Source organism: Xanthomonas sp. NCPPB 1128 (assembly GCF_001043115.1).
Classification (GTDB): domain Bacteria; phylum Pseudomonadota; class Gammaproteobacteria; order Xanthomonadales; family Xanthomonadaceae; genus Xanthomonas_A.
Genome location: NZ_LFME01000013.1, coordinates 22,937 through 46,441, shown reverse-complemented (window position 1 = coordinate 46,441; position 23,505 = coordinate 22,937). Strand labels below are relative to the sequence as shown.

Here is a 23,505-nt window from a genome sequence, read left to right as displayed (position 1 = left end):
GGGATGCCTGTCAAGCGATCGTGAAGAAGAGCTTGACGAATGGCCACGCGAGTATGGTAGATCCGCACTCTGCTATAAAGGTTGCACTTTTGGCCGTTGGGCGCAGCGCGTCTTGGCAAGCAGAACCCGGAATGGATGGCTGGGCGCTTGCACATGGCACATTAATGTGATGGGCGCCTCAAAAAAATGTTATTAAATGATGCCCGCTTTTTTGATCCGACGCTGTGGCAAGTTTTGGACTTAGCTTTTGATGCTGTGCGCTGAGGCAGACAGTTGTCGCGTTTTAGGCAGCCATTAAGGTCGATGTGAGCGCTCCTCATCGGAGGACATGCCGTTGCCTTTCTATTTTATACAGCAGTGTATCGCGATAGCCGCGAAGGCGGCCAGAACCGGATCTGTTAATGGCAATCGGCTGGCGCTTTGGCAAATCCGTCGTCCTAAAGATCGAAGCCCCGCGGATGCATCGTTAGGGCTTCGCGTTCTTTCAGAAGATTTCGCTTGGCCTATCGAGTATGCAGAGGCATCACCTCTAATCAACACTCTACAAACTTTATTGCATAGAAAAAATTCCTGAAAAATTCGAAAAAATCTCATTTCCCCAGCGCGTTTCAAAACTCAATGGAAACATTGAATAAAAATCGAGAGACCTCCCCATCATTAGCAAAAAATTATCTATTTGCTCTTTAGATGCGCCTGGCATGTTTTTGTTGACGTAAAAAACGCAACCGTCACAAAAAAGCCCTATAGAAAATACTCTATCCACGCCCACGATATAACCCTCAAACTGCTCTCCGGTCGGCCCGATAAATTGAGCACGAATGCTCAAATCCCGAGCAAGCTCAGGCAACTCCTGCTCGCATCTTACGGGAAAGAAGAGATCACTGTCCTCGTCATATCTCCAAGCAGGGCAAAAATCAAAATCCGCAGGACTCAGGTTAATTTTCCCATCAATTTCCAAGCTGTACCCCCTTAATTAATCCTCTATCACGTAACAACGTTTGCGCTGAAACGCGCCCCGAAGTTGGCGTGATCACAATGTTGTAGCCCTCTCCACGAATCGGATCGAAGCGATTGAAGAACCGTGCTGCAACTGCAGAATCCTTGAGACTCACGATCTCGATCGAAACATCTTGGACTCCTGCAGCATTAAACGCAGCCAAACGCCTATTATCAGTCGAAAACGGATTCCTCTCATAAATAACAACCTGCAAAGGCTTACCAACCTCATCAGATGTTATTCTACCCGCACGCAGGTCATCCACCAAACTAGTGATTGTTCCAATGGGTCGCTTTGTAACGGGATCAATGAAGTTGGGCGATGCATCGGACTGAGTAAATCTGAGCTGCCGTGGATCTGCCCTGTAAAATCCAGGCGGGATTTCACCCGAAGAAAAATCCACAAGCGCCACTCTGCTTGCACCTTCAGCAGCGGCCGCATTGAGTTTAGCAGCTTGTCCCAGACGTGCCTCAGGCGCAAGCACACTGACGACCGCCATGCCCACATCGAACATTGTCGCGCCCATCTGCTGATCGGCCGGGATATCGAACCGCGGCAGGTCCATCCGATAGCCAGTCAGCACCTGCGTCAGCTTTCCGGCCGACGACATGTTCACGAAGCCTTCGGCACTGTCGCTGAGGAGATTGATGCCGCCCTTCCATTGACCCACCGTCAGGTCCAGCGGCGAGTCCGGCATCGCGTACCCATTCTCCGCCCAAGCATGCACATTTGGCACTAACCCACCCACGAGGCCTCTGACGATGCCCTCGCCACTGATATGCGGCAGTTGGACCGTCGCTGCATCCAGGTACCGCTGCCCGATCTCGGTCTGCCCCAGCGTCTTGTCAGTAAACGGCAAGCCCATCTCAGAGAGCATGGCGCGGCTTTGCAAGCTACGTGCGTTGTAGGCGTCGACCAGCGTGTTCAGACCCGATGTGATGCCAATCCCCGGGAAGCCATAGGTCTTTGGCGCTTGCGGCTGCGGCTGCATACGCGACATCTGCCAAGCACGCGCATCCACCCCAGCACCGTAGCCATTGGTCCAACTGGCCGGAGGACGACTCCACGCCTCGACCGTCTGCTCGCGCGAGGAACGACCGACGTTCAACATCACCTGCGATGAGGTGATCCAACGCCGGTTCTCCGCATTCCATACCGCGCTGTCCCAGTCGCCCGTCACTGCGTCGCGATGCAGGCTCACCTAGATCGGATCCAGATCGGTGATTGCAGTTCCGCCACCGTCAAGCGATGCCAGCGCATATGGATAGCGGCTTCGGAAATCTCTCCCATCAACCACAGCTGTGGCAGCACTCGCGGAACGTCCAGCCGCATTAGCCAACGCATTGCCGAACGCATCAGCAGCGATCGCGCCGTAGTCCACACCACCGCCGACCAGGCCTTGACGCACATGCGCACTCACCACACCGCCGGTGATGCCAGCCAACAGATCGCCCGGCATCGAGTTCGGGTCGATCTGGAGTGCTGAACCCAGCGCGGGAACAACCTCCGCCGTGATCGCTGCGCTGACGACGCTGGCGGCCACGCTGCGCCAGCTGAACCCGACATCGTTGCCGACCAGTTGGTTGGCAGCGTAAGTGCTGAGGTTGCCCACCGCTCCTGTCGCCATCGCCTGTACCACCGGGTTGGATAGCGCTGCAGCACCGCTGGTCGCCGCGCCGAACCCGGCCGTCACTGCGCCGGCCACCGTGCTGGCCGCCACGTTGCGCCAGCTGAAGCTGGTCGCGCCCATCGCGCTGCCCACGCCCTGGCTCGCCACGCTACCGGCGAACGCGCCTGCTGCGCCACCGACGATCGCGGCCGTCGTGCCGTAGGTGCCGGCCAGCACGCCGGCGCCCGCACTGAGCGTTGCCCCGGCCGTCATGCCCGCCGCGGTGCTGACGCCTGCAGCCGTTGCCGCGGTCGCACCACCCGCCGTCGAAGCTACGCTACCCAGCGCCGCACCCGCCGTATACACCGTCACCACCACCGCCACGGCGACCATGATGATCGTCGCCAGCGAGCCGCAGCCGTGGCTGCTCGGCGGCTGGATATACGGCAGTTCCGGGCTGGTCGAGCCCACCGCCTCGCTGGCGTTGAACGGCTTGAAGGTGCGCGCGTCGTTGGCCGAACTGGTCACGTCCGGCACCGTCAGCGTCGCGCCGACCACCAGGCCGCTGTCGTCATCCAGCGCATTGGCATCGGCCAGCACGTACCACAGGTTGGCGTTGCCATACAGGCGCTGCGCCAGGCTGCGCAGCGTGTCGCCGGCCTGCACCGTGGCCTTGGTCGTGCCGGTCTCGTTGACGTCGTAGGCCGAGGTCCGGCCGAGTACGTCCACCTTGCCGTCGTAACGACCGGACGCCACGTTCTGCCCATTGACGTAGGCATAGACCTGCGTGCGCAGCACCGCCGCATCGTCCTGGGTGAAGGCACCGTTCTTGATGGTGCCCTCGGTGCGGCGCAGGATGTTGCCGTTCTGATCCAGCCCGAAGTAGCGCACCCGGTCGTCGATCTTGCTGCCGGGGGTCTGCTCGCGCACTGCCAGCAACCGCCCCCAGTCGTCGTAGCTGCTGGTGCTGTTGCTGGTCTTGAACTTGCTGTTGCTGCTGCTGCCGCTCACCACCTGCTGCAGGTAGCCATCGCGGCCGATGTAGCTGTTGCGGTAGGTGTGGGTGTAGCCCTCGTCGGAGGACACGCCGCTGCTCTTCTCGTTGTGCAGCAACGTGTAGCGGTAGCCGCGCAGCCGGCCGGCCGTGTCGTAGCCGATGCTGGTATCACCCTGTTGCTGGTAGGTCACCGTGCTCAGCAGGGTCAGGCCTTCGTAGCCGTCGGCCGGCGCCGAGCCGTTGCCCGAGTCGTTGAGCGGGCGACCGTAGGCCTGCTGCGCGATCAGGCGGCCATCGCCGTCGTACTGGCTGACGTCGATGTGCTTGGGCGCGCCGGTGTCGTCGTACGTGCGCCGCTCCAGCACCCGCCCGTTGCCGTCGTAACTGCTGGTCTCCAGCACCCGCCAGACGTTGTCCGGCATCTGCTGCAGCACCTGGGTCAGGTGCCCGCGCGCGTCATAGACCATCTGCTGGCGCTTGAGCGTGCCGTTGTCGTAGAAGCTGCGCGTGGCCACGTTGCCGGCGGCATCGTAGTTCTGGGCGAAGCTCACGTCCTCGGTAGAGGCGACGATCTGCCCGTTCACCAACGCGCCGTTGCTCACCGTCATCCGGTTCTCGGCGTCGTAGTCGTACCAGTAGGTCTGGGTGGGCAGCGTGCTGCCTGTGCCGTCGGAAGTCAGGCCCCAGGTGAAGTCATCCACGTTCAGCGCGGCGCCCGGGTTCTTCTTGGCACTCGCCCCGATGCCCATGTAGGCCGCGCCGGCTGGCACCTTCACCGTCACCGACGACTTCTTCCATTCGCCGTTGGAGCCGCTGTCGATCAGGTTGCCGGCCGACCACGACTTGTCCTCGCCACCGGGCAGCATGTTGCCGTCGCCGTCGTACCAGATGATCAGTACGCGCGCGGCGGCATCGCCGGCGGAAGAGGCGCCCTGTTGAACCTGCACGCTGGCGGTCGCGGTCTGCCCAGGCAGGACGGCGATGCGCTTCTTGTTGACGATGCTCTGCGGCCCGTTCCTGGTGCCGTCGAAGCGCGCACCCCAGGTGCCGGTGTAGGCCTGCCCGCCATCGGTCTCCTGGCGGATGCTCCAGCTCTCGCCCAGGATCCAGTTGCGGTCGCCGTCCTCGAAACCGGCGTTGAGCGGCTGCTCGCCCGCGGGATTGTAGAAACTGCCGACCTCGATGCGGCGCCGGTTGCCGACCGCGTCGTAGCTGTACCGCGTATCCAGCATGCGCCGGCCATCGACCAGGTCGTCCTGGACGATGCCCTCGATGCGGTTGTGCGCGTCGTAGGTGATGATGGTGCGCAGGTGCAGGGGGCGGCCGCTGGCGTCGGTGGCCTGGGTCTCTTCCAGGGTCCGGTTGCCGTTGGCGTCGTAGTCGTAGCGGGTCCGGTTGGTCGTACCGGACGAGGTCTGCTCGGACACCTCCAGCAGCAGGCCATTGGCCGCGTACTTGTAGTTGCGCGTGCCCTGGGTGCTGACCGTGGTCGGCGGGGCGGGCGGCTCGCCATCCTGCCCGTCGGAGCCGCTGGCGCTTTGCGTGGTGGCGGTTTGCGTGCTTTGGCCTTGGCCGTTGTCGACCGACTGCGACAGCAACTGCCCACTCGCCGCATCGTAGACGTAGTTGTAGTCGTCACCACTCAGGTCGTTGTGGTCGACCACGCGATTGAAGTAGTCGTAATCCCAGGTCTGCTCGTTGAGCCGCACCTGCTCGCCGTCGCGGTCGGTGATCGATGCCGAACCGCCGCTGCCGCCAGCAAGGCTGAAGTCGGCCAGGGCATTGGTCTCGCGGATCTTGTTGCCGTGGACATCGTACGCGTAGGCCATGGCCACGCCTTCCGCGGACCGCGTCCGCAGTAGGCGTCCCTTGCTGTCGTAGTCGTTGGAAACCGTCTTGCCCTGAGCATCGGTCACCGTGAGCCGGTTGCCATTCTGGTCCAGGGTATGGCGTTCCAACGGCGCCCAGGTGTAGCTGTTGCCGCCTGCGGTGGTGTCACTGAACGCGACGATCTGGCCGGCGCCATTGTAGTCGCGCCGGGTGATGCGGCCCATCGGATCCTGCGCGAGGATTTGCCGCCCCAGCGCGTCGTAGGCGAACTTGATGACGCTGCCGGTGCCATCGATCTGGCGTTTGAGCAGGCCGTTCTCGTACTCGTAGCGGCGGACGTTGCCATTGGCATCGCGGGTGGCGATGAGGCGGCCGGCGGCATCGTAGTACCAGGATGTCTGCGGCCACCGCATGGCCTCTTCGCCGCTGGCGCTGACGACCTTAACCCCGGGGCGAGCCTCGAATACGACCTGATTGAGCTCGTTGTAATCGTAGTAGGTCGTTGCGCCGCGTGCATCCGTGCTGGACACGACATTGCCCGAGCGATCGTAACTCTGGCTAGTGCTGACGGTGGTACCCGCATCAAGTCCCGGGCGATCCTGGCGAATCATGCGCCCAAGATTGTCGAAGGTGTTGACGGTCGTGACCACGATGGCTGCACTGCCGGAAGCCGGCGTGACCGCATGTTGCTCGCTGATCTGCCGGCCTGCCGCATCGTAGCTGTACGTCCGCACCACGCCATCGCCGGCATTGGAACTCAGCAGGCGTCCATAGGCATCGTAGGTGTAGTGCTCGGCATAGTCGGCGACCTGGTTCGACGCCCCGATCGCCGAGCGCTTGTGTGCGATCTCGCCGAAGGAGTTGTATTGAACCTGCTCGCTGGCATCGATCTGTACGCCGACAGCCGCTCCGCCAACGAAGTTCTGGCGTGCCGTCTGCGTGGTCAGCTGGCGGCCCACCGCATCGTAGGTGTAAGACGTGGCGATGTCGGCCCAGCGGCCGTCGTTGCCGTCCAGGCGATAGGTTTCCGACAGGACGCGGTCCGCGGCATCGAACGTGCGGGTCTTCACTGCACCGGAGGCGGTGCGTTCCCATACGTTGCGTCCTTGCCGGTCGTAGCCGAAGCTCTGCACGGCATCGGCGCTGGACTCCTGCGGCGCCGCATCGCCCGCGCGCAAGCCGAGCGCATACGCCCGCGACTGCACCAGATTGCCGAAGGCGTCGTACCACATCCGCGTATACGGCGAAGCAGACTGATACAGCGCGACGTCATCGAGATCGGCGAAATTACCGGTCGCCAGCGCTGAGCCGGCACCGGTCGCCACGACATTGCGGGCGCCTTCCTTGGTAGAGGTCACCTTGCCCGAGGCGTCGTAGGTCATGTTCACCGTCGCGCCGTTCACGGTGGACTGCTGCAGGTGACCCTCTGCGTCGTACGCGAAGGTACTGACGGACGACGGTGCCTGCGTCGCACCAATGTCCGCTGGCGAACCCTGAGGCAGGTAGCGATCGACCGACTCGCTGATCTTGCGGCCAGCGGCGTCGTAGCTCCAGGTGGTACGGCGATTCCAGACTGTCGTTCCCTCCACCGGCGTGGCCGGTGCGGGGGGGGGTGCCAGGGATATTTCTTCCTGTACCGGCTGGGTGTACTCGACCTGCTCGATCAGCTCGCCTTTTGCCGAATAGGCGTAGGTGGTGAGATAGCGCTCCGCGTCGACGGACGCAATCTTGCGGTTATCTCCGTCGTAGTAGTTGTAGCTGCTCGCCCAGATACCGCTTCCCAGGTCCTGATCGTAGCTCCCCTGATCCTGACGCAACAGCACAGACTGCTTCACGACGTTACCGAAGACGTCATATCGGTATGCGGTCCGCGTCACCGCGTTACCTAGCGCATAGTAGAAGTTCTTGCCATCCGTCTGTGGATGCGTCCCGGCGGGAAGGGTGAAGACGTTGGCCTTGTAACCGCCCATGTTGTATTCGGTATAGACCGTGCGATCCAGGTCGGCCGAAACAGTGATGCGGCTAGCGATATCGAAGCTACTGGCCACCTGCCCTGCGGGCAACGCGATCGTGTTTGCAAAGCGCGTGAGGATGACCTGATTGCCCAGCGCGTCATAGCCGTAGCCGGTGACGCCGCCATTCTGATCGACATCGTAGACGAGCAGCCCACGCTCGTCGTAAGCCTTGTAGGTGTAGTTGCCGCGCACGTCCTTCTGCATGACCGCGCGCCCCATGGCATCGTAGGTCACTTCGACGGTCGGATGGACGCCGGATGGCGCGATCGTGCCGTCGGCCTGCAGGACGCCGGCATCGGGGAAGATGGTCCGGATCTGATGCCCGCGGTTGTCATACTCGTAGCGCGTGATGCGCGGCGCACCGCTGTCGGCGTCTTCGTAGCGGGCGATGACATTGCCCTGCGCGTCATAGAACGTACGCGTGACGACCGCACGGCGCACCGTCGACACGCTTCCGTCCTTCGCAGCGGACGCCACATCCGTCGGCGGCGCGATTTCGGCGATGCGCCGACCCGCAGCATCGTACTGATAGGTCCAGACATTGCCGTTGCGGTCCTGCCGGCTCGTCACCAATCCGGCACCGTCGTAGGTCAGCAGTTCGGAGTGATTGAGTCCGTCGGTCTTGGCGACAGCCCTGCCTGCGGCATCATATTGGATCTTGTTCGTGACGAAGTCGACGCCCTGCAGCGCCGTGGACAGCGCTTCCAGGGTTCCTGGTGCTGCGTCGTTCTTCTTGGAGAACGTACGGATCTCTACGACATCGCCAGCGCTGTTGTAGATGGATTGGTCGATGCGACCGCCTTCATCGATCGTATAGACCTTGCGCCCTGCCGCGTCGAACAACGCGTAGGTGTGCCGGTCCGGCGAGGCGGGCAGATCATTCCAGTTGCTTCCGTTGATGCTGCTGGATATCTGCCCATTGTCCCACTCCGCAAATGTAGGCATTCCCCAGCTAGCCAGGATCTTCCCATACTCGATCTTGTCAACGACGTTGCCGGAGCCGTCATAAACATATTCAACTGCACCACCACCACCATCGGAACCGGCACCAACCTTGTCGACCTCATACTTAATTCGGCCAGCGCCGTCGTAGTGATAGGTCGACTCCTTGAATCGCCCCTCCCAGAGATACCGCTGCCAATCGACGAACTTGTCCAGCGTTGCGACATCTGCTTTACCGGAATCGAAGAAATCCCTATAGCTTGCGTATTGCGCTCCGGTTTCAGTCGATCCATCCAGCGCCTTGTCTGGGGAGAATCTGTTGTCGAACTGGCGGAACGCCTTCACCCTACCCGCAGTGTCATAGAGGTACTGGGAGAACGCCCCCGTGCCATCAAACGTATAGGCCAAACGGCCATTGCCGTCGTAGACGCTCCAGGTGATCTTGTCTTTGCCGTCGTTCTCGACCAGGCCGAGGGCCAATGCATCGGCCACGCCTGACTGCAGTTTCGCCCGCAGGTCGTCGGACAGAGAAACAGCAGTTGCCAGATCGCGCGTTTTGAACAGGCGACCAGCCGTGTCGTATTTGAAGGATCGAACGGCGCCCACGCCATCGACCGTGTAGTTCAGATAGCCGTCTTTGCCGAAGACGTTGAACGTCTGAATGTCCTTGGCATCGTTGCGCTGCACTTTGCCATCGACATAGGCGAAGCTGACGGCGAGCGAAGCGCCCGATAGGTCGATCGCCTGCGCATACCGCCGCGACGCGACCACGCGCCCGGCAGCATCGTAGTAGTTGCGGACGACGCCACCAGCGGCATCCACGGCGAACACCACATGATTGGCCTCGTCGTAGACGAAGCGCTGGACCCGGCCCGCGGGATCGGTCTTGGCGACGACGTTGCCGTTGCTGTCGTAGCTGTAGGTGGTCACCAGATTGAGACTTCCCGGCGCGACGGTCTCGCTGACCCGGCGCCCAGCCGCATCGTAGGCGTAGGCTGTGGTCCGCGCGTCCGTCGTACCGGCACCCTGCGTCACCGACAACTGATGCCCCAGTGCATCCCAGGTGTAGGTGGTCCGCAGCGCCAGCCCATCCGGATCCTGGATGGTCTCCACGAGATGTCCGGCGGCATCGTACTGCATCGCCGTCACGCGACCCGAGGCATCGACGGTCCTGACGTTTCTGCCCAGCGCGTCGTAGCTGTAGGACGTGGTCAGCGCCAGGTGATCCGAGCCACCGGATGCATCGGCGGGGTCCACGGTCGTCTGCGTCAGACGGCCCTGGTCATCGTAGCTGTAGGTAGTGGTCTTGCCGCGCCCTTGCTGCTGAGTGAGCCGACCGCGGCCATCGTAGGTGTAGGTGATCTCCCCGAGCTTGGGGTCGTTGTCGGAGATGACGCGCCCATCCTCGTCATACGTATAGGAGTGGTTGTCCACGCCGGTGACGCTGACGATACGCCCCTGGGAATCGCGACGCGTCTCGGTGACACGTCCTTCGGCCGAGGTCGCCTTGACCGAATTGATCGTGTCGTCGTAGATGTAGGTGGTGACGTTGCCCATCGGGTCCGTCTGCCGGGTAATGCGCGACAAACCGTCATAGGCGATGGTGGTGGTCGCACCGACCCCGCCGACGACGCGCGTGGTCGCGACTTCCCGTCCCAGGCGATCGTAGCTGTGCAACACGGTGTTCCCGCGCGGATCGACCTCTGCGACCACGCGGCCAAAGGCGTCGTACTGGAAGGTCTTGGTGAGGTTCAACTTGCCGCTGCCGGCGTCCTCGACCTGGCTGGTCAACAGCCCGCGCTTGTCGTAGGTGGAGTGGGCCTTGGTCTCCAGCGCCGTACCGGGCGCTCTCTGGGTATCCACCAGCTCGCCGAACTGGTTGTACTGGTAGCGCGTGAGCGTGCCCAGCGTATCGACCTGCGACAACACCTTGCCGGCCTTGCTGTAGGACCAGGTCTGGTGGACATCACGGGAGGCGGCGTAGCTCAGTACGCCGAGCGCCTGCGAGGCGCTATCGCGGCTTCCCGGCGTCTGCAAGGTCACCCGCTGCCCATAGGCGATCTTCTCGCTGACATCGCCGAACGCGTCGTAGCGCAGTTCCACGACTTCGCCCTGCGCATTGGCCACGCCCGCGGCGTCGGCGACGCCGCTCACCGTGTAGCGCAGGCGCCCGTTGGCATCACGGAAGTACCATGTCTTGGCACCGCCTGGGGCGGTGGTTTCGATCAAGCGCCCCGCAGCGTCATATTTGTTCGTCGTCCCGAGATAGTCGATGACCATCTGCATGGATTCTGGACTCGAGTCAGTCCGCAGCCACGATGCGCCGCGCGCACCGATTTCGAGGACCACGTTGCCGAACGCGTCGTAGCGCTGGAACGACAAGCCCTTCGTTCCGTTCACGTCCTGCAACGAGGTCGACTGCAGGCGGCCAGCGTCGTCATAGACATAGCGCTGCGTGACCTTCGCATCCGCCGCAACGTTGGCGTTGTTGGTCTCGACCGAAACGAGCTGTCCCAGCTGGTTACGACGCTCCGCGCGGTACGTCATCGTCTGCGTCGGCGGTGCCGACGTGAGCATGGCACTCCATGCGCTCGCGAAGCTGGTTTCCCGATAGGACTCGGCGACCGGCAGCTTGGCGATCTGGACGATCTTGGTATTGGTATCGTTCCTCTCGATGAAGCGGGTCAGGTAGCCTTCGCTGTCGAGGATGCCGGCGACGGTCCCCTGGCCGATGTAGTAGTACGTGGTCTTTTGATCCGCCGTAGAACTCGGCGGAATCAGATCACTCATCAGTTCCTTTTCGCGAAGCGCGGGATCGACCTTGGTGGCGTGCCGGATCTCATGGATCGTCTGGCCGTAGTAGGTGTTGATCCGCCGGACCAGATAGCCCTCGGGATCGAGGGTCCCCTCCAGATTGCCGAGGGCATCGTAGAAGTAGCGCGTCACCCGCGCATCGTCCCCGGTACCCTGGGTCATCCGGATCAGCTGGCGCTTGCCATCGTACTGATAGCTCAGCACTTTACCGTCGCCGTCGATCTGACCGATCAGCAGCCCACTGTCGTCGTAACTGGACTGCGTCGAACGATCGTTGGCCGCGTCCGCGACGATTCCGATCTGCGCCACCTGCTGCGGGACGACCTTGCCATCGCTCAGCCATTGCGACGTATCGACGCGGTTGGCATAGGCGGTGGACAGAATGCGCCGATCGGCCCCATCGTAGGCGTTGACGGACACAGCGCCGGTCGCGTCCACCGTCGCGGCCAGCCGCCCCTTCGCGTCGTAGAAGAAGTACTGCCTCCCACCCATGGGATCCTGAGTCGCACGCAGCCGCCCGAGCGCATCGTAGAAGTTCTGGCTAACATGCGTCTCCACTACGCCGTTACTCAGCCCGGCTTCGCTGGTCGAGATCACCTGCCCCTGATCGTTACGGGTCGTGGTGCTGACCACGCCGGCATCGGAGGTGATCCGGGTCTGGTGCGCGGAGTCGGCATAGAAGTACGTCGTCTGCAGCGTCATCGCGTCGTAGGCGGCAGGATCGCTCTTGGCCAGGTCCGCGGTGGCAGCGGAGCCGCGACGCAGCGTGCTCAGCAGGCGGCCCATGCCGTCGTAGACGTAGTCGGTGATTTCGCTGAGCGGATCGACGGCGGCCGTGGGGTCAGCGGAGCGGGTGTCGCCGTGCACGACCACCTGCTGACGCAGCAATCCTTGCGCGTCGTACGTGTAGCGGGTGATTCGTGCAAAGACGTTCAACACGCCGACGCCCGACGCATCCACACTTTGGTACTGCACTTCCTGCGCCAGCTGCCCACGCGCGTCGTAGGCGTAGGTGGTGGTGTTGCCGATTGCTTTATGGTCCTGCGCCCACTGCGCCAGATCCGCCACGGTCGGCGAAGCCAGCGACCCGGTGTACTGCGCAAAGCCGTTTCCGCCGTTGTAGGTGATGACTGCGCTTTTCTGCCCGATGCCGTTGCCCGAGGTCGCGTACTGGATCTCGGTCACCCCGCCGTAGGACGTGACGATGAAGCGGACGCGGTCGCGCTCGTCATAGATGTAGTTGGTCTTGGTATTGACGAAGTTCTCTTGCACCCCCGTCCTGCCGACATCGGCGTGGGTGTAGGTGGTTTCGCTCAATATCTGGTTGGTGGCGCTGTAGACCCGCAGCGTGCCGCGCCCCTCGCCGTCCCATTGCCACAGGCGGTTGCCGCGGTCGTCGTAGAGATTGTCCACCCGCGCCAGCACGTCGCCGCCACGCGTCTGCTTGCTCTGCAGCAGGTTGCCCGCGGCGTCGTAGCTGTAAGTCGTCAGGTCGCGCAAGCCATCGACCGCCGGACCCGCCTGCTGCACCAGGCGGCCGGCGCTGTCGTATTGGTAGCTCCAGGACTGGCCGTTGCCGTCGGTCACCTGCGTGGTGAGCGTCGATGCGTCGTAGGAGAAGCTGGTCTTCTGCGCTTGGTCGCCTGCGCCATAGAGGACGCTCTTGACCTTGCCGTCGGCGTAGTAGTCGTAGCTGACGAGGAAGCCATCGCTCTGGCGCACGCTGGCGATGCGCAGGCTGTCGCCCGCATAGGTGTATTCGGTGCGGAAGCGCAGGCCGTCGTTGTTGGCGAGGGTGGTCTCGTCCCAGGTATTGTCCGTGGCGTCGCCGGGGGTCAGATCGGTGACCACCGCGGTCAATCTGCCCAGTGCATCGTATTCATACATCGCCTGGGTCAGGACCACGCCACTCTCGCGCGTGGACAGGCCGGTCAGCCGGCCTTGCGCATCGTAGGCGAACAGCATGGCATCGCCGGCCTGCGATCCGTTGGCGGCCCGCACCTCGGTGACATGGCCGGCGCTGTCGTAGACGAGATCGAATTCCGCCGGCGCCGCCGCATCGGTGGTGGTAGAGACAATCTTCAGCAGACGCCCGCGCAACTGGCTGTCGGCGTGGTCCGCATACACCTCCTGCTGCCGGGTGCTGCCCTCGGTGTAGGTCCAGGTCTTGGCGCTGGCGTCCCAGGCGATGCTGTCCTTCGCCCCACTACCCGCCGTGGTCTGGTAGGTCTGGCTGTTGGCGTCGTAGAGGAACTCGACGGACTGGCCATCGCCCATTTGCAGGCGGACCTTGCTGTCGCTGGCGCCCAGCGTCCCGACCAGTTCCACGCGCCGCTCGAAGCCGGTCACCCAGCCGTCATTGCCCGTGTCCGACACCTGGCCGAAGCTGTTGTAGGTGCGCACCATCGAGATGGGCAGTCCACGGAAATTCAGGAACTCGTCGCGCCCCTGCAGCACCAGGTTGCCGTTGGCCACATTGATGAACTGCCGATCCTGTCCACGCCCCAGGCCTGCCGCCCCGCCGTTTGCGGAACCCAGCTTGGACAGCGAGCTGTCGAACAGACCCAGCCCATTTCCCGTGAAGACAGCCACCATGTGAATCGCTCCTTGGTTGATCGGAAGGGGGCGCTTCTTGCCCCTACTCCTCTATCAATCCCAGGAAGCGGAATTAAGTTTAGCGGCCTGGCCACCCCCTCCAGGAGCCGCCTCGGCAGCGCCCGGACCTCGATTCAAGTCAATGATTCAAAAGGGGAAAGGAGAACGCTGCGTGTACACGGTCGCCATGGCGCGTGCCAGCCGAACCAAACGCCTTCCATGGGCGGGGTGTCGCGCCGACCGCCATCGTGCGTGCAGGCGCCGCCGAACGACGGTTAGCCCGATCCCTTCTGCAGGTCCCGCACCAGAGCGCCGAGCGACTGCATCATCGGGTCACGGCGGTCGAGTTCCTGCTCGATGCGTTCCATAAGCGCCTGCCACTGCGGACGCTCGCGCAGTTGCGGGCCGAACTGCCACAGCAGCACGGTCCGGATAAGGGCGGGGCGTATCCGTTTGACCGCGGCCGGGTCCTCAGCCGCAACCGAGGCGACCAGGTCGGACAGTTGGCTGCGAAGCTGGGCCACCGACGGGCGATCCCCGCGGCCTTGCTGCTCCGCCGCCGCCGTGTGCGTCTTGCTCGCGGCGCCCGGCTTGCCCACGCCACCGCGCTTGACGGCTTCGCCGCGGATGGCGGCGATCAGCGCTGCGGTCGGAGAGAGCCGGTCGATCGCCATGGAATTCAGTTGTAGCGCCGATAGTTGGACAGATACAGCGAAGCGCCGTGAACGGAGGCATCTTCCATCGCGATGCCCTCGCCAGTGCCGGCCGCGATGGCGGTCAGGCGCCCATCCAACTGCATCATGTCCTGCCTGAGCGCGTCGAACTGCTGCGGCTCGGACAGGCCTTGGCGCAACAGCGCAATGGCACCCGAGATGTCCGCCGCCGCCCAGCAACTGATTGCCGCGGCATACGCTGCCAAGGCGCCCTCCCCCGCATGCGCGAGCGGCGCCAGCACCTCGATGGCCTCCGCCGGCCGGCCAGCCAGCGCCAGCAACTGGCCGAGCTGGAACCGCGCCATCGACTGCTGTGGCGACAGGCGCAGCACATGGCGAAAGCCGGCCTCGGCCGCGGCCATGTCACCGAGCTGCGCGTACTGGGCGGCGAGCAGATAATGCGCCTCGGCGAAATCGGGCTCAGCCTCCGCCAGCGCCCTCAGCAAGGTCATGGCTTCGTCGTCGCGCGCGCCCTGCATGGCGCTGAGCGCCAACGCGAGTGCATCATTCCTGTCGATCTGCACGCTCACTTCGTTCTCCGGTTGCTGGATGACGCTGCCGGACACGCGCCGCATAGGCGAGGCTTGTCCCTTGGACTTACTATCCCTGTCTACGGCAAGAAGTTTAGCCCCTCCTCCCGGGCCGGCCCGTCTGGGGGACAGGGGCCTGCCCGACGGCTGATCGGCAAGGGCAGGCGCCAGGCAAGATCCCCGCAGGTGGCGCGCCCGCATGCTACTCGGAATCCACCCCGGCCAGCGCGAACACCCAGCGCGGCACCACCGGTTCACCGGCGTAGAAGTCCTTCGGCTTGTCCTCGGCCATCGCCCAGCGGTGCAGCCAGCTGATCCCGCCGGGGCCGGTGTAGCCCTCGGCGTGGGTGTAGGCAGGATCGCGCAGCGCCTCGTCCAGGCCGATGAAGGCATAGCCGCGGCGGCGCGTGGCTGCGACCAGATCCGGGAAGGCCGCAGCGTTGAGGGCGTTGGCGTGCATCAACCACACCTGCGGGATGCGGCGGCCGAACAGGGCCTGCGATTCGCGCTCGAAGTAATCCAGCTTGTTGAGCATGTACGGCACGTAGCCCTTGCGCAGCCGCAGCAGCATGGCGTCGCGCGCCGGGCCTGGCGGCTCGTCCAGCACATGCGCGTAGGCGAACGCCCACACCCACTCGCCGCTGTCCACCGTCACCGGCGCGACACGATAGCCGTGCGCGCCGAGGAAGGCGTTGACCGCCTCGCGGTCGGCGACACTGCGGCCGGTGGCCAGATACGGGTGACGGAACCACTGCAGCGGCTGGCCACGTTCGGCCAGCAACGGCCGCAACGTGCGCTCGCCGCGCATGATCGCGTCCTCGTACGCCGGCACACCGACCTGATGCAGGTTCACATGGCCGTAGGTGTGGTTGCCCAGCGCATAGCCGGCGTCCAGCCAATCGCGCAGCATCGCCACCCGTTGCGGCTGCACCTGACCGTCCTGCTCGAGCTTGTCCTCGTTGATGAAGCCGACGATGGGCACCTGCGCCTGCCGCAGCGAGGCCATCAACTGCGCATGCAGCGCCGGCAATTGCGCCGGCGGCGTCTGCTCGATGCGTTGCCACGGCAGGTCGTCGATGGTCACCGCGATGCGGCCGGTGTCGTCCTGCGCCTGGGCGAATGCGGCAACGCACAGCAGGGCCGGCAGCAACAGGCAGCGAAGTACTCTCATCGGACGCCCCAGTATGGAGTTGCCAGTCTATACGCACACATGCGGGCGACACCAAGGAGCACCTGTCAGCTGGTTGCACGCCCTGCCTGGCCGACTCACCTGCAAGAGCCAGGCTCCGAAGATTCAACTCCCTGCGTGCGCGTTGCCACGATCCTGCGAGCAGGATAAAGGAGAGCGGCGTTCCAGGTTCCGAGCCAACACCTTCACCAGTTGCTCGCGCGCCAAGCGCTTTCGTGCAGGCGACAGGGCCGGCAGGATCTCCACAAGCGCATCGCTGAGCGGCAGCGACCAGGTCGCCTTGGGACCATCCATCTCCTCATCTCTTCGGCCACTTGGCATGCCGTGGATCCACGCCAGCATGAATGGCTTCTGCGACTGCGAATGGAACACCAGCGGCGCACCACGCTCTGGCACGATGCGGACCGTCATGGACGGGCTATCGTCGGTCCATGGAATAGTTTCGCGATAGAGTTGCTCGAGCTCTGTCCTCACGCTGTCCGCAGTCGCTTGTGCGGCGCGCCACTGACGTTGCTGCAGAGGTGAGCAATCCCGAGCAGCAAATAGCCTATTGCGGATTCTGGCGATTGTCGCTGGCGCCATCGCCCGCTGCTGCACTACGCCCAGCCCGGTCGCGCGATCGATGCGGGGAGCACGCGCTGCTGCGAACAACGCCATCACTTTGTCCGTGGCGACCTGCTGCTCGGCGTGCCCCGTGCCATCCTTGTCCGTCCACCGCATGATGAACCCCATGCCGTTACGCGCCGGAACCAGGTGGAACCTTTCATCGACGTACCCCCACCCCATGTACGTGTACTGGATAGAGACCGACGCGATTCTGATCGGGTCTTGCTGTCCGGCCGGCGCCGCCGCGCCCTCTACGACAAGCAGCCAGAGCGATGCCACGGCAACGGCGATGACCAACGCGATTCGCATGCGATTCCCCCCAGGTGCAGGCAACGTAGTCCACCTTTCATGCAGAGGGAAGAGGCCAGGACAGGAATCCCTGCCCACTGCTCCGACCGAAACGGGCCGTGGGGCTGGCGGAGCAGGTTTGCGAGCGATGCACAACACAAGCGGCAAGCGCACTCGCGCATGCAGGCGCATACGATGTAACGCGCCAATGCGCGCACCTCGCGCGTGCATGGCACCATCAGGAGCGCCGACTTGCGCGCGAGCTACAAGCAAACGGAAACGACGGAATGAGGAAAGGATTTTGGCTGGTCTGGACATCCCTGCTGCTGGCCGGGTGCACGAACACGGCGCAGGCACCCGCAACGGGAGTGGTAGCGAAGGAAGTCACCACGCAGCCGGCGGCACCTGCCGCACGCACGGTGGCGACGCAGCTCGGCGGGCAGCTCGGCAGCGGTGCGCCCTACGAACTGGTCGGGACCGAGGTATGGGATGTTCCCGATCCCGTGTCCGGCCGCACCTATCAGGTATTCGTGGCGCTGCCTGCCGGCTATGCGGACCATCCCGAGCGGCACTACCCGGTGCTGTATGCCACCGATGCCGACTATGCGTTTCCGGTGGCGCGACAGATCGCGCGGCGCTTGAACGGCGAAGGGCTGGCCATCGAGGACTTCATCCTGGTCGGCCTGTCGTATGCACTCGGCGATGAGCCGATGCCGAGCCGGCGCCGCGACTACACGCCCACCACCGAGGACGGCGACGCCGCTTCCGCTGGTGCCACGCATGGGAGCGCCAACACCTACATCGCCTATCTGCGCGACCGGGCGTTGCCGTTCGTCGCGCAGCGCTATCGCACCGACGAAGCGCGGCGCCTGTTCCTTGGTCACTCGTATGGCGGCCTGCTCGGCACACAGATCCTGCTGAACACGCCGGAGCTGTTCTCCGGCTACATCCTGGGCAGCCCGTCGTACTGGTTCGGCGCGCATGCCATGCGCGCCGAGGAAGCGCGCTTCGCCTCAAGTCACCGCGATCTGCCGGCACAGGTCTACATGTATGTTGGCGAGTACGAACAGCGCCGCTACGGCAAGCGCTACGACATGGTGACCGACGCGCAGCAGATGGCGCAGACCCTGCGCGGGCGGCATTATCCGTCGCTGCGCCTGCAGCTGGACGTGCTCGCCGACGAGGATCACCTGAGCGTCGCACCGCGCGGCCTCACGCATGGATTGAAGTCCCTGCTGGGTGTTCCGCGGCAGTGAGGTCCCGCGACGCCGCTTGCCAGATGTGTCGTATCGATCCTCTGCACGCGCGTTTGGCGCACCGGCGTCAAGCGCTGGCGGCTGCAACTCGTCTTCAAACGCAATGATTCCAGCGGCTGCAGACTTTGCGCAATCGATCTGTTGCGCATGCTTCGCTTGGATTTGAGCGGGTCGCAGGAGGTGCCCTGAGGCGGCGGTGGGAACGCCCCGCTGGACGCTGCGGCTCAGGTCGACGCAGACAAGATCACGATCGCGAAAGGCACCGACCTCACCTCGGCGACGCCCGATAGCTGTTCATTTTCGAGCCAGCCACTGCGCCGGCATCCGCGTAACCTTGCCCGCCTCCCACGTTCGTTTCGTGCCAGGCGCCTTCGATGTCTCCTGCTTCGTCTTCGCATACGCCGCTGTCGCCGGCGCCCTCGCTCGCGCCTGCGCTGGCCGCCGCGCACATGCCACGCCGGTTCGCGCCACTGGACCGGCGCGTGTTGCGTCTCTGCGCCTTGGCGCTGCTGGTCGGCGCACTGGTGGCACTGGCCGCGCACGTGCTGATCGCATTGATCGCGCTCGCCACCAACCTCGCCTACTACGGCCGCTGGAGCATCGAAGCGGCCAGCCCCGCCGGGCACCACCTCGGCACCTGGGCGATCGGGCTACCTGTGGTCGGCGGCCTGATCGTCGGCGCGATGGCGCGCTGGGGCTCGCGTGCAATCCGCGGCCACGGCATTCCCGAGGCGATGGAGCAGGTGCTGCGCAACGAAAGCCGCATCCCGCCGCGGATGATCTGGCTCAAGCCGGTGTCCTCGGCGGTGGCCATCGGCACCGGCGGGCCGTTCGGTGCAGAAGGGCCGATCATCGCCACCGGCGGCGCGCTGGGCTCGCTGTTCGGGCAATGGCTGCGCGTCACCGCCGACGAACGCAAGATCCTGCTCGCAGCCGGCGCCGCCGCCGGCACCGCCGCGGTGTTCGCCGCGCCGATCTCCGCCGTGCTGCTGGCGATCGAACTGCTGCTGTTCGAATGGCGCGCGCGCTCGCTGATCCCGGTGGCGCTGGCCGCGGCGGTCGGCGCCAGCGCGCATCTGGCGCTGGAGGGCAGCGCACCGATGTTCGCAGTGCCCGCGCTGGCCGCACCGGATGTGCTGGCAGTGATGGCCTACGTGGCGCTCGGCCTGCTCTGCGGTCTCGCCGGTGTCGGCATCACCAAGCTCACCTATGCCATCGAGGATGGCTTCGAGCATCTTCCCATCCACTGGATGTGGTGGCCGGCGCTCGGTGGCATTGCAGTCGGGCTGATCGGCTGGTGGATGCCGCTCACCCTCGGCGTGGGCTACGACAACATCGCCGGTGCCATCGCTGGCCACCTGGCGGTCTCGACCTTGTTGGCGCTATGCGTAGCGAAGCTGTTGTCGTGGTCGATTGCATTGGGCAGCGGCACATCCGGCGGCACACTTGCCCCGCTGTTCACCATCGGCAGTGCGTTGGGCGGTGTGCTCGGCGCGGTGCTGGCGGCGCAGGCTCCTTGGTTGCACGTGGACCCGCACATGGCCGCACTGGTGTGCATGGCCGCAGTGTTCGCCGGCGCCTCGCGCGCCTTCCTGACCTCGGTGCTGTTCGCCTTCGAGACCACCCAGCAGCCGCATGCGCTACTGCCGCTGCTCGGCGCCTGCGCCGCGGCCTACCTGGTGTCCGGCCTGAGCATGCGCCACACCATCATGACCGAGAAGATCGCACGCCGCGGCGTGCGCGTCCCCAGCGACTACGCCGCCGATTTCCTCGACCAGATCGCCGCTGGCGACGCCTGCAGCCGCAACGTGGTGGCAGTGCGCAGCGACGAATCCCTGCGTGACGTGCGTGCACGTATCGCCTCGGGCGAGACCGCCTTCAAGCATCAGGGCTTCCCGGTGCTGGATGCCGATGGGCACCCGATCGGCATGCTCACCCGCCGCGACCTGCTTGACCCAACGCACCACGACGACCTGCGCCTGGCCGCCTTGCTCCGCCGCCCGCTGTTGGCCGTGCGCGAGGATCATTCATTACGCGAGGCCGCCGACCATATGGTGGAAGCCGAGGTTGGCCGGCTCGTGGTGCTTGGCCGCAACGCACCGCATGCGATGGTCGGCATCCTCACCCGCGGCGATTTGTTGGCCGCACATGCGCAGCGGCTGCGCCAGGCGCGGGATGCGCAGCACCGTAGGCACGGTGCACAGACGGGCGCGCAGCGCTGAAGGGCATCGCGTCGCGCGCTTTTGTCTGGACACGGCCTGACGCGTCGTGGCCTCTTCGCAGCGACCTTCAGGCTTCGCTGGGATTCTCAGCGGCGGCGGTCCGGCTCTCGTCACACATGGCATGTCTCGTAGGAGCGGCTTCAGCCACGACCGCCGTCCCGGGAAAACCTGTCGCGGCTGAAGCCGCTCCTACACCTGCGCTTCCGGTGGTCATGGGCTGCCTGTAGAGCCTCTCCAATAGCGAGGTTTCTGCACCCCACAGAGACACATCGCTCTCTTGTAGGAGCGGCTTCAGCCGCGACAGGATTTCCGATTACACGCGTCGCGGCTGAAGCCGCCCCTACCAGTGGCCTCCGCCTTTCCTGGAGAACCCCTGAAGTCATGGCCCGGCGCGTCGTTCGCAGTGGCTTGGTGAACGCGCCAAGCACAGATCGCCTCAATACTTCAGCGCATCCGCCGTCGGCGCCAATGGTGCGAAGCGCGCTCGACTGAAATCGTGCAGCAACTGGGAGGCCTGCGCGCCCCGCTGCGCCACCTCGCGGAAGTCGCTCTTGCGCAATCGATACAGCCCGCCATCGCGCGCGAACACCAGGTCGCCGCCATCCCAATCGGCCCAGTCGCTGCCTGGCAGATCGACCAGCACGTTGCCCTCACGGTCCAGCACCCGATGATCCAGGCCGTACCATGCATGATTGTCCTGGCCGACCACATGCAATAGCGACTGCAGGCGGCGGCCATTGGCGCCGAGCTTCTCGCGCACGCGTGGGCGGCTGAAGCGGAACAATGCGTCGCTGCGCAACCCACCACGTTCGCCCTCGCCGTCATCGCGCAACTGCCAACCATCGCGCTCGCGCAACACGCCGTCGATCGGCGCGTCCTCACCGCCGCCCGAGTACTTGCCGAACGAACGCACCTGCAGATCGTGCGGCAACTGGAAGCCGCTCGGCATCGGGAAAGGATCGCGCCCGTCGCGTGGCTGATGGTTCAACAACAAGGTCCGCTCGTCTTCGAACATCCCGCCACCGCCCCAGCTGTCGCCTTTCGGCCACAGCGCCAGCGCGGTGAAGAACGGCGGCCGCGATAGCGCCGTCCAGGTGCCGTAGTCGCCCCGTTGCGTGGAGGCGAAGTACACAAGCAATCGCCCCGACGGCGACAGATCGCAACGCCGTTCGTAGATGCGGCCCTTGAGCCACTGTCCGTGCACGAAGGTATCGTCGCGCAGATCCCAGTGGATCAACTGCACCTGCTTGCTCGGTCCGCGGCGGAAGATCACGCCGGTGCGCGCCTCGCGCGCCAGCAGAGCGAACAAACGGGTCGCCGGCGGGCGCTGCGGCATTGAGGACGGGGCGGACTCCATCTGCGGATCTCCTCGCAGGACACGGCCGCCACAGTGGCAGACCCGCGGCACGGCGACAACCGCTGCCGACGCGCCGCATCGGCAACGCGCTCAGTGCAACCGTATTCCGCTCGCGGCGAGCATCCCGGGCTCGCCTTTTAGCAGCGCCGCACTACTTGGCGATCACCGACGTCCCCGACGGCACCATGTAGCAGGCCTGCGCCTTTGCACAGGCCTCGGCGTTGATCTCGGCGATCTGGCTGGCCAGGTACTGCTCCGGGGTCAGGCCCATGCGGTTGCGGTAGGCGTTGTCCGCATCGGCCTTGGCCACCTGCTCCTGCTCGCGCTGGCGCTCGGCGGTGGTGGCTTCCACCAGGGTCTTGACCCGCTGCTGTTGCGCCGCAGTCAGGTTCATCTGCTGCAGCACGTCGGGATTGGGACGGGCGCGGCCGAGGGTGATGTTCTGGATCTGGATCGGCAGGCCCTGCTCCTTGACCAGGGCGCGCACGTTCTCGGTCACCGCCTCGTCGATCTTCCGTGCACTGTCCGGGTCGCTCATCATCTTGGTCATGTCGTAGCGCTTGACCTGGTCGCGCACGATCGCCGCGTACTGGCTGGCGACGTTGTTCTTGAACCAGTCCTGGCCGAAGCCGGACAGCAGCCGCGCCGGCGCGGTGATCCGGTATTGGATCTGCGTGGAGAAGTCCAGCAGGATGTTGTCGCTGGACGAGAAGTCGTCGAACGCCACCTGCACCGTCTGCGGCGTGGTGTCCACGTACACCGCCGACGTCGTCATCCACGTGTAGGTGCGGCCGGGATCGCGCACGTCGTCCAGGCGGATGCCGCCCTTGCCGAACAGCAGCGGCTTGTCCACCAGCACCGCCTGCTGACCCGGATCGGGCGAGACCACGGTACAACCACACAGCAAGGCCGCCACAGCGGCGGCCAGGATGGAATGCTTCATCGATGTCCCCCTGAAGGACGACGCCGCGCGCCGTCGTGTGCGGGGGATGCTAGCGCATCGTGGTGGGCACGGCATCTACTTGGGCATGGGCAGATAGACCGCCCATGGACCTACATGAGATCCGAATAGTCGCCGATCTGGTTGCATACCTCTTCAGGTGGATCAGCCAACTTCACTATGCGGCGCTTGCGGGCATCCGCCTCTCCCTTGGGAGACACGATGCGGTACAGCAGGTAAAGACCATCCGTGGTTCTCCATAGGCCAAAGCTAGAGAGGTCCGAGAACCGGTAAGTCCCGCCGTTCGACCGGCGAGCAGTGAAGAGGCACTCTGCGTAGCTTCCCAACCCGCAGCTAGCGTCCAGCGTTTGAAGTCCGGCGCTTCCGTCCAGAGCGAAATGATAGGTACGGCCTGCATCACTTTCTACGACCATCGGGATCATCTGTTTTACACCCACCGCCGCTCCATCAGTCCAATCGCTGGCTTGGCTGCAAAGTAGATCGCCCCGATCTACTTCGACGGCGCGGGCAGCAGAAACAATCATGCCTCCACCCAGGAAGGCCACGATCAGCCACCATCGCACTTCCGTCATTCCTCCCGCCTT

12 protein-coding genes are annotated in these 23,505 nt (G+C 64.3%); 2 read left to right on the top strand and 10 right to left on the bottom strand.

The genetic code is table 11. The annotated features are described in order from the left end of the window. Nucleotides 1–550: 550 nt before the first annotated feature. From ACP93_RS21745 to ACP93_RS10145, 7 genes are all read right to left on the bottom strand, one after another. Nucleotides 551–958, bottom strand: coding sequence for a hypothetical protein (locus ACP93_RS21745; protein WP_131721610.1), 408 nt, complete (start codon nt 956–958; stop codon nt 551–553). Continuing rightward, nucleotides 948–2,198: a hypothetical protein gene (locus ACP93_RS21740; RefSeq protein WP_131721609.1), complete on the bottom strand. Its 1,251-nt coding sequence runs from the start codon at nt 2,196–2,198 to the stop codon at nt 948–950. Before ACP93_RS21740 ends, ACP93_RS21745 begins: the two co-directional genes overlap by 11 nt. After that, complete coding sequence (locus ACP93_RS10165; protein ID WP_053069728.1) at nt 2,199–13,799, bottom strand: DUF6531 domain-containing protein; 11,601 nt, start codon at nt 13,797–13,799, stop codon at nt 2,199–2,201. 275 nt (nt 13,800–14,074) lie between these two features. Further along, nucleotides 14,075–14,473, bottom strand: a complete 399-nt coding sequence (locus tag ACP93_RS10160; RefSeq protein WP_048490566.1) for a hypothetical protein — start codon at nt 14,471–14,473, stop codon at nt 14,075–14,077. A gap of 5 nt (nt 14,474–14,478) precedes the next feature. Next, nucleotides 14,479–15,042, bottom strand: coding sequence for a hypothetical protein (locus ACP93_RS10155; protein WP_131721608.1), 564 nt, complete (start codon nt 15,040–15,042; stop codon nt 14,479–14,481). 202 nt (nt 15,043–15,244) lie between these two features. Next, on the bottom strand, nt 15,245–16,213 hold the full coding sequence (locus tag ACP93_RS10150; RefSeq protein ID WP_048490565.1) for a polysaccharide deacetylase family protein: 969 nt from the start codon (nt 16,211–16,213) through the stop codon (nt 15,245–15,247). A 123-nt stretch (nt 16,214–16,336) separates the two neighbouring features. Beyond that, nucleotides 16,337–17,146, bottom strand: coding sequence for a hypothetical protein (locus ACP93_RS10145; protein WP_048490564.1), 810 nt, complete (start codon nt 17,144–17,146; stop codon nt 16,337–16,339). Between the two features lie 266 nt (nt 17,147–17,412). On the opposite strand from ACP93_RS10145, the gene ACP93_RS10140 reads away from it, so the two are divergent. After that, nucleotides 17,413–18,381 carry an alpha/beta hydrolase gene (locus ACP93_RS10140; RefSeq protein ID WP_048490563.1) on the top strand — a complete coding sequence of 323 codons (969 nt, stop codon included), beginning with the start codon at nt 17,413–17,415 and terminating at the stop codon, nt 18,379–18,381. A gap of 449 nt (nt 18,382–18,830) precedes the next feature. Beyond that, entirely contained in the window at nt 18,831–20,603 is a 1,773-nt protein-coding gene (locus ACP93_RS10135) for a chloride channel protein (RefSeq protein WP_048490629.1), read from the top strand. Between the two features lie 436 nt (nt 20,604–21,039). Here the strand turns inward: ACP93_RS10135 and ACP93_RS10130 are convergent, their stop codons facing one another. From ACP93_RS10130 to ACP93_RS21130, 3 genes are all read right to left on the bottom strand, one after another. After that, complete coding sequence (locus ACP93_RS10130) at nt 21,040–21,960, bottom strand: hypothetical protein (protein ID WP_228136001.1); 921 nt, start codon at nt 21,958–21,960, stop codon at nt 21,040–21,042. 151 nt (nt 21,961–22,111) lie between these two features. Then, nucleotides 22,112–22,891, bottom strand: a complete 780-nt coding sequence (locus ACP93_RS10125; RefSeq protein WP_048490628.1) for an SPFH domain-containing protein — start codon at nt 22,889–22,891, stop codon at nt 22,112–22,114. A 122-nt stretch (nt 22,892–23,013) separates the two neighbouring features. Continuing rightward, nucleotides 23,014–23,493: a hypothetical protein gene (locus tag ACP93_RS21130; RefSeq protein WP_228136000.1), complete on the bottom strand. Its 480-nt coding sequence runs from the start codon at nt 23,491–23,493 to the stop codon at nt 23,014–23,016. Nucleotides 23,494–23,505 lie beyond the last annotated feature (12 nt).

Bases quoted from the DNA above. Each gene is read 5' to 3' on its own strand.
- ACP93_RS10160 (WP_048490566.1), bottom strand. From the start codon at position 14,473: ATGGCGATCGACCGGCTCTCTCCGACCGCAGCGCTGATCGCCGCCATC.
- ACP93_RS10130 (WP_228136001.1), bottom strand. From the start codon at position 21,960: ATGGAGTCCGCCCCGTCCTCAATGCCGCAGCGCCCGCCGGCGACCCGT.
- ACP93_RS10135 (WP_048490629.1), top strand. From the start codon at position 18,831: ATGCCACGCCGGTTCGCGCCACTGGACCGGCGCGTGTTGCGTCTCTGC.
- ACP93_RS10150 (WP_048490565.1), bottom strand. From the start codon at position 16,213: ATGAGAGTACTTCGCTGCCTGTTGCTGCCGGCCCTGCTGTGCGTTGCC.
- ACP93_RS10165 (WP_053069728.1), bottom strand. From the start codon at position 13,799: ATGGTGGCTGTCTTCACGGGAAATGGGCTGGGTCTGTTCGACAGCTCG.
- ACP93_RS10145 (WP_048490564.1), bottom strand. From the start codon at position 17,146: ATGCGAATCGCGTTGGTCATCGCCGTTGCCGTGGCATCGCTCTGGCTG.
- ACP93_RS10140 (WP_048490563.1), top strand. From the start codon at position 17,413: ATGAGGAAAGGATTTTGGCTGGTCTGGACATCCCTGCTGCTGGCCGGG.
- ACP93_RS21130 (WP_228136000.1), bottom strand. From the start codon at position 23,493: ATGACGGAAGTGCGATGGTGGCTGATCGTGGCCTTCCTGGGTGGAGGC.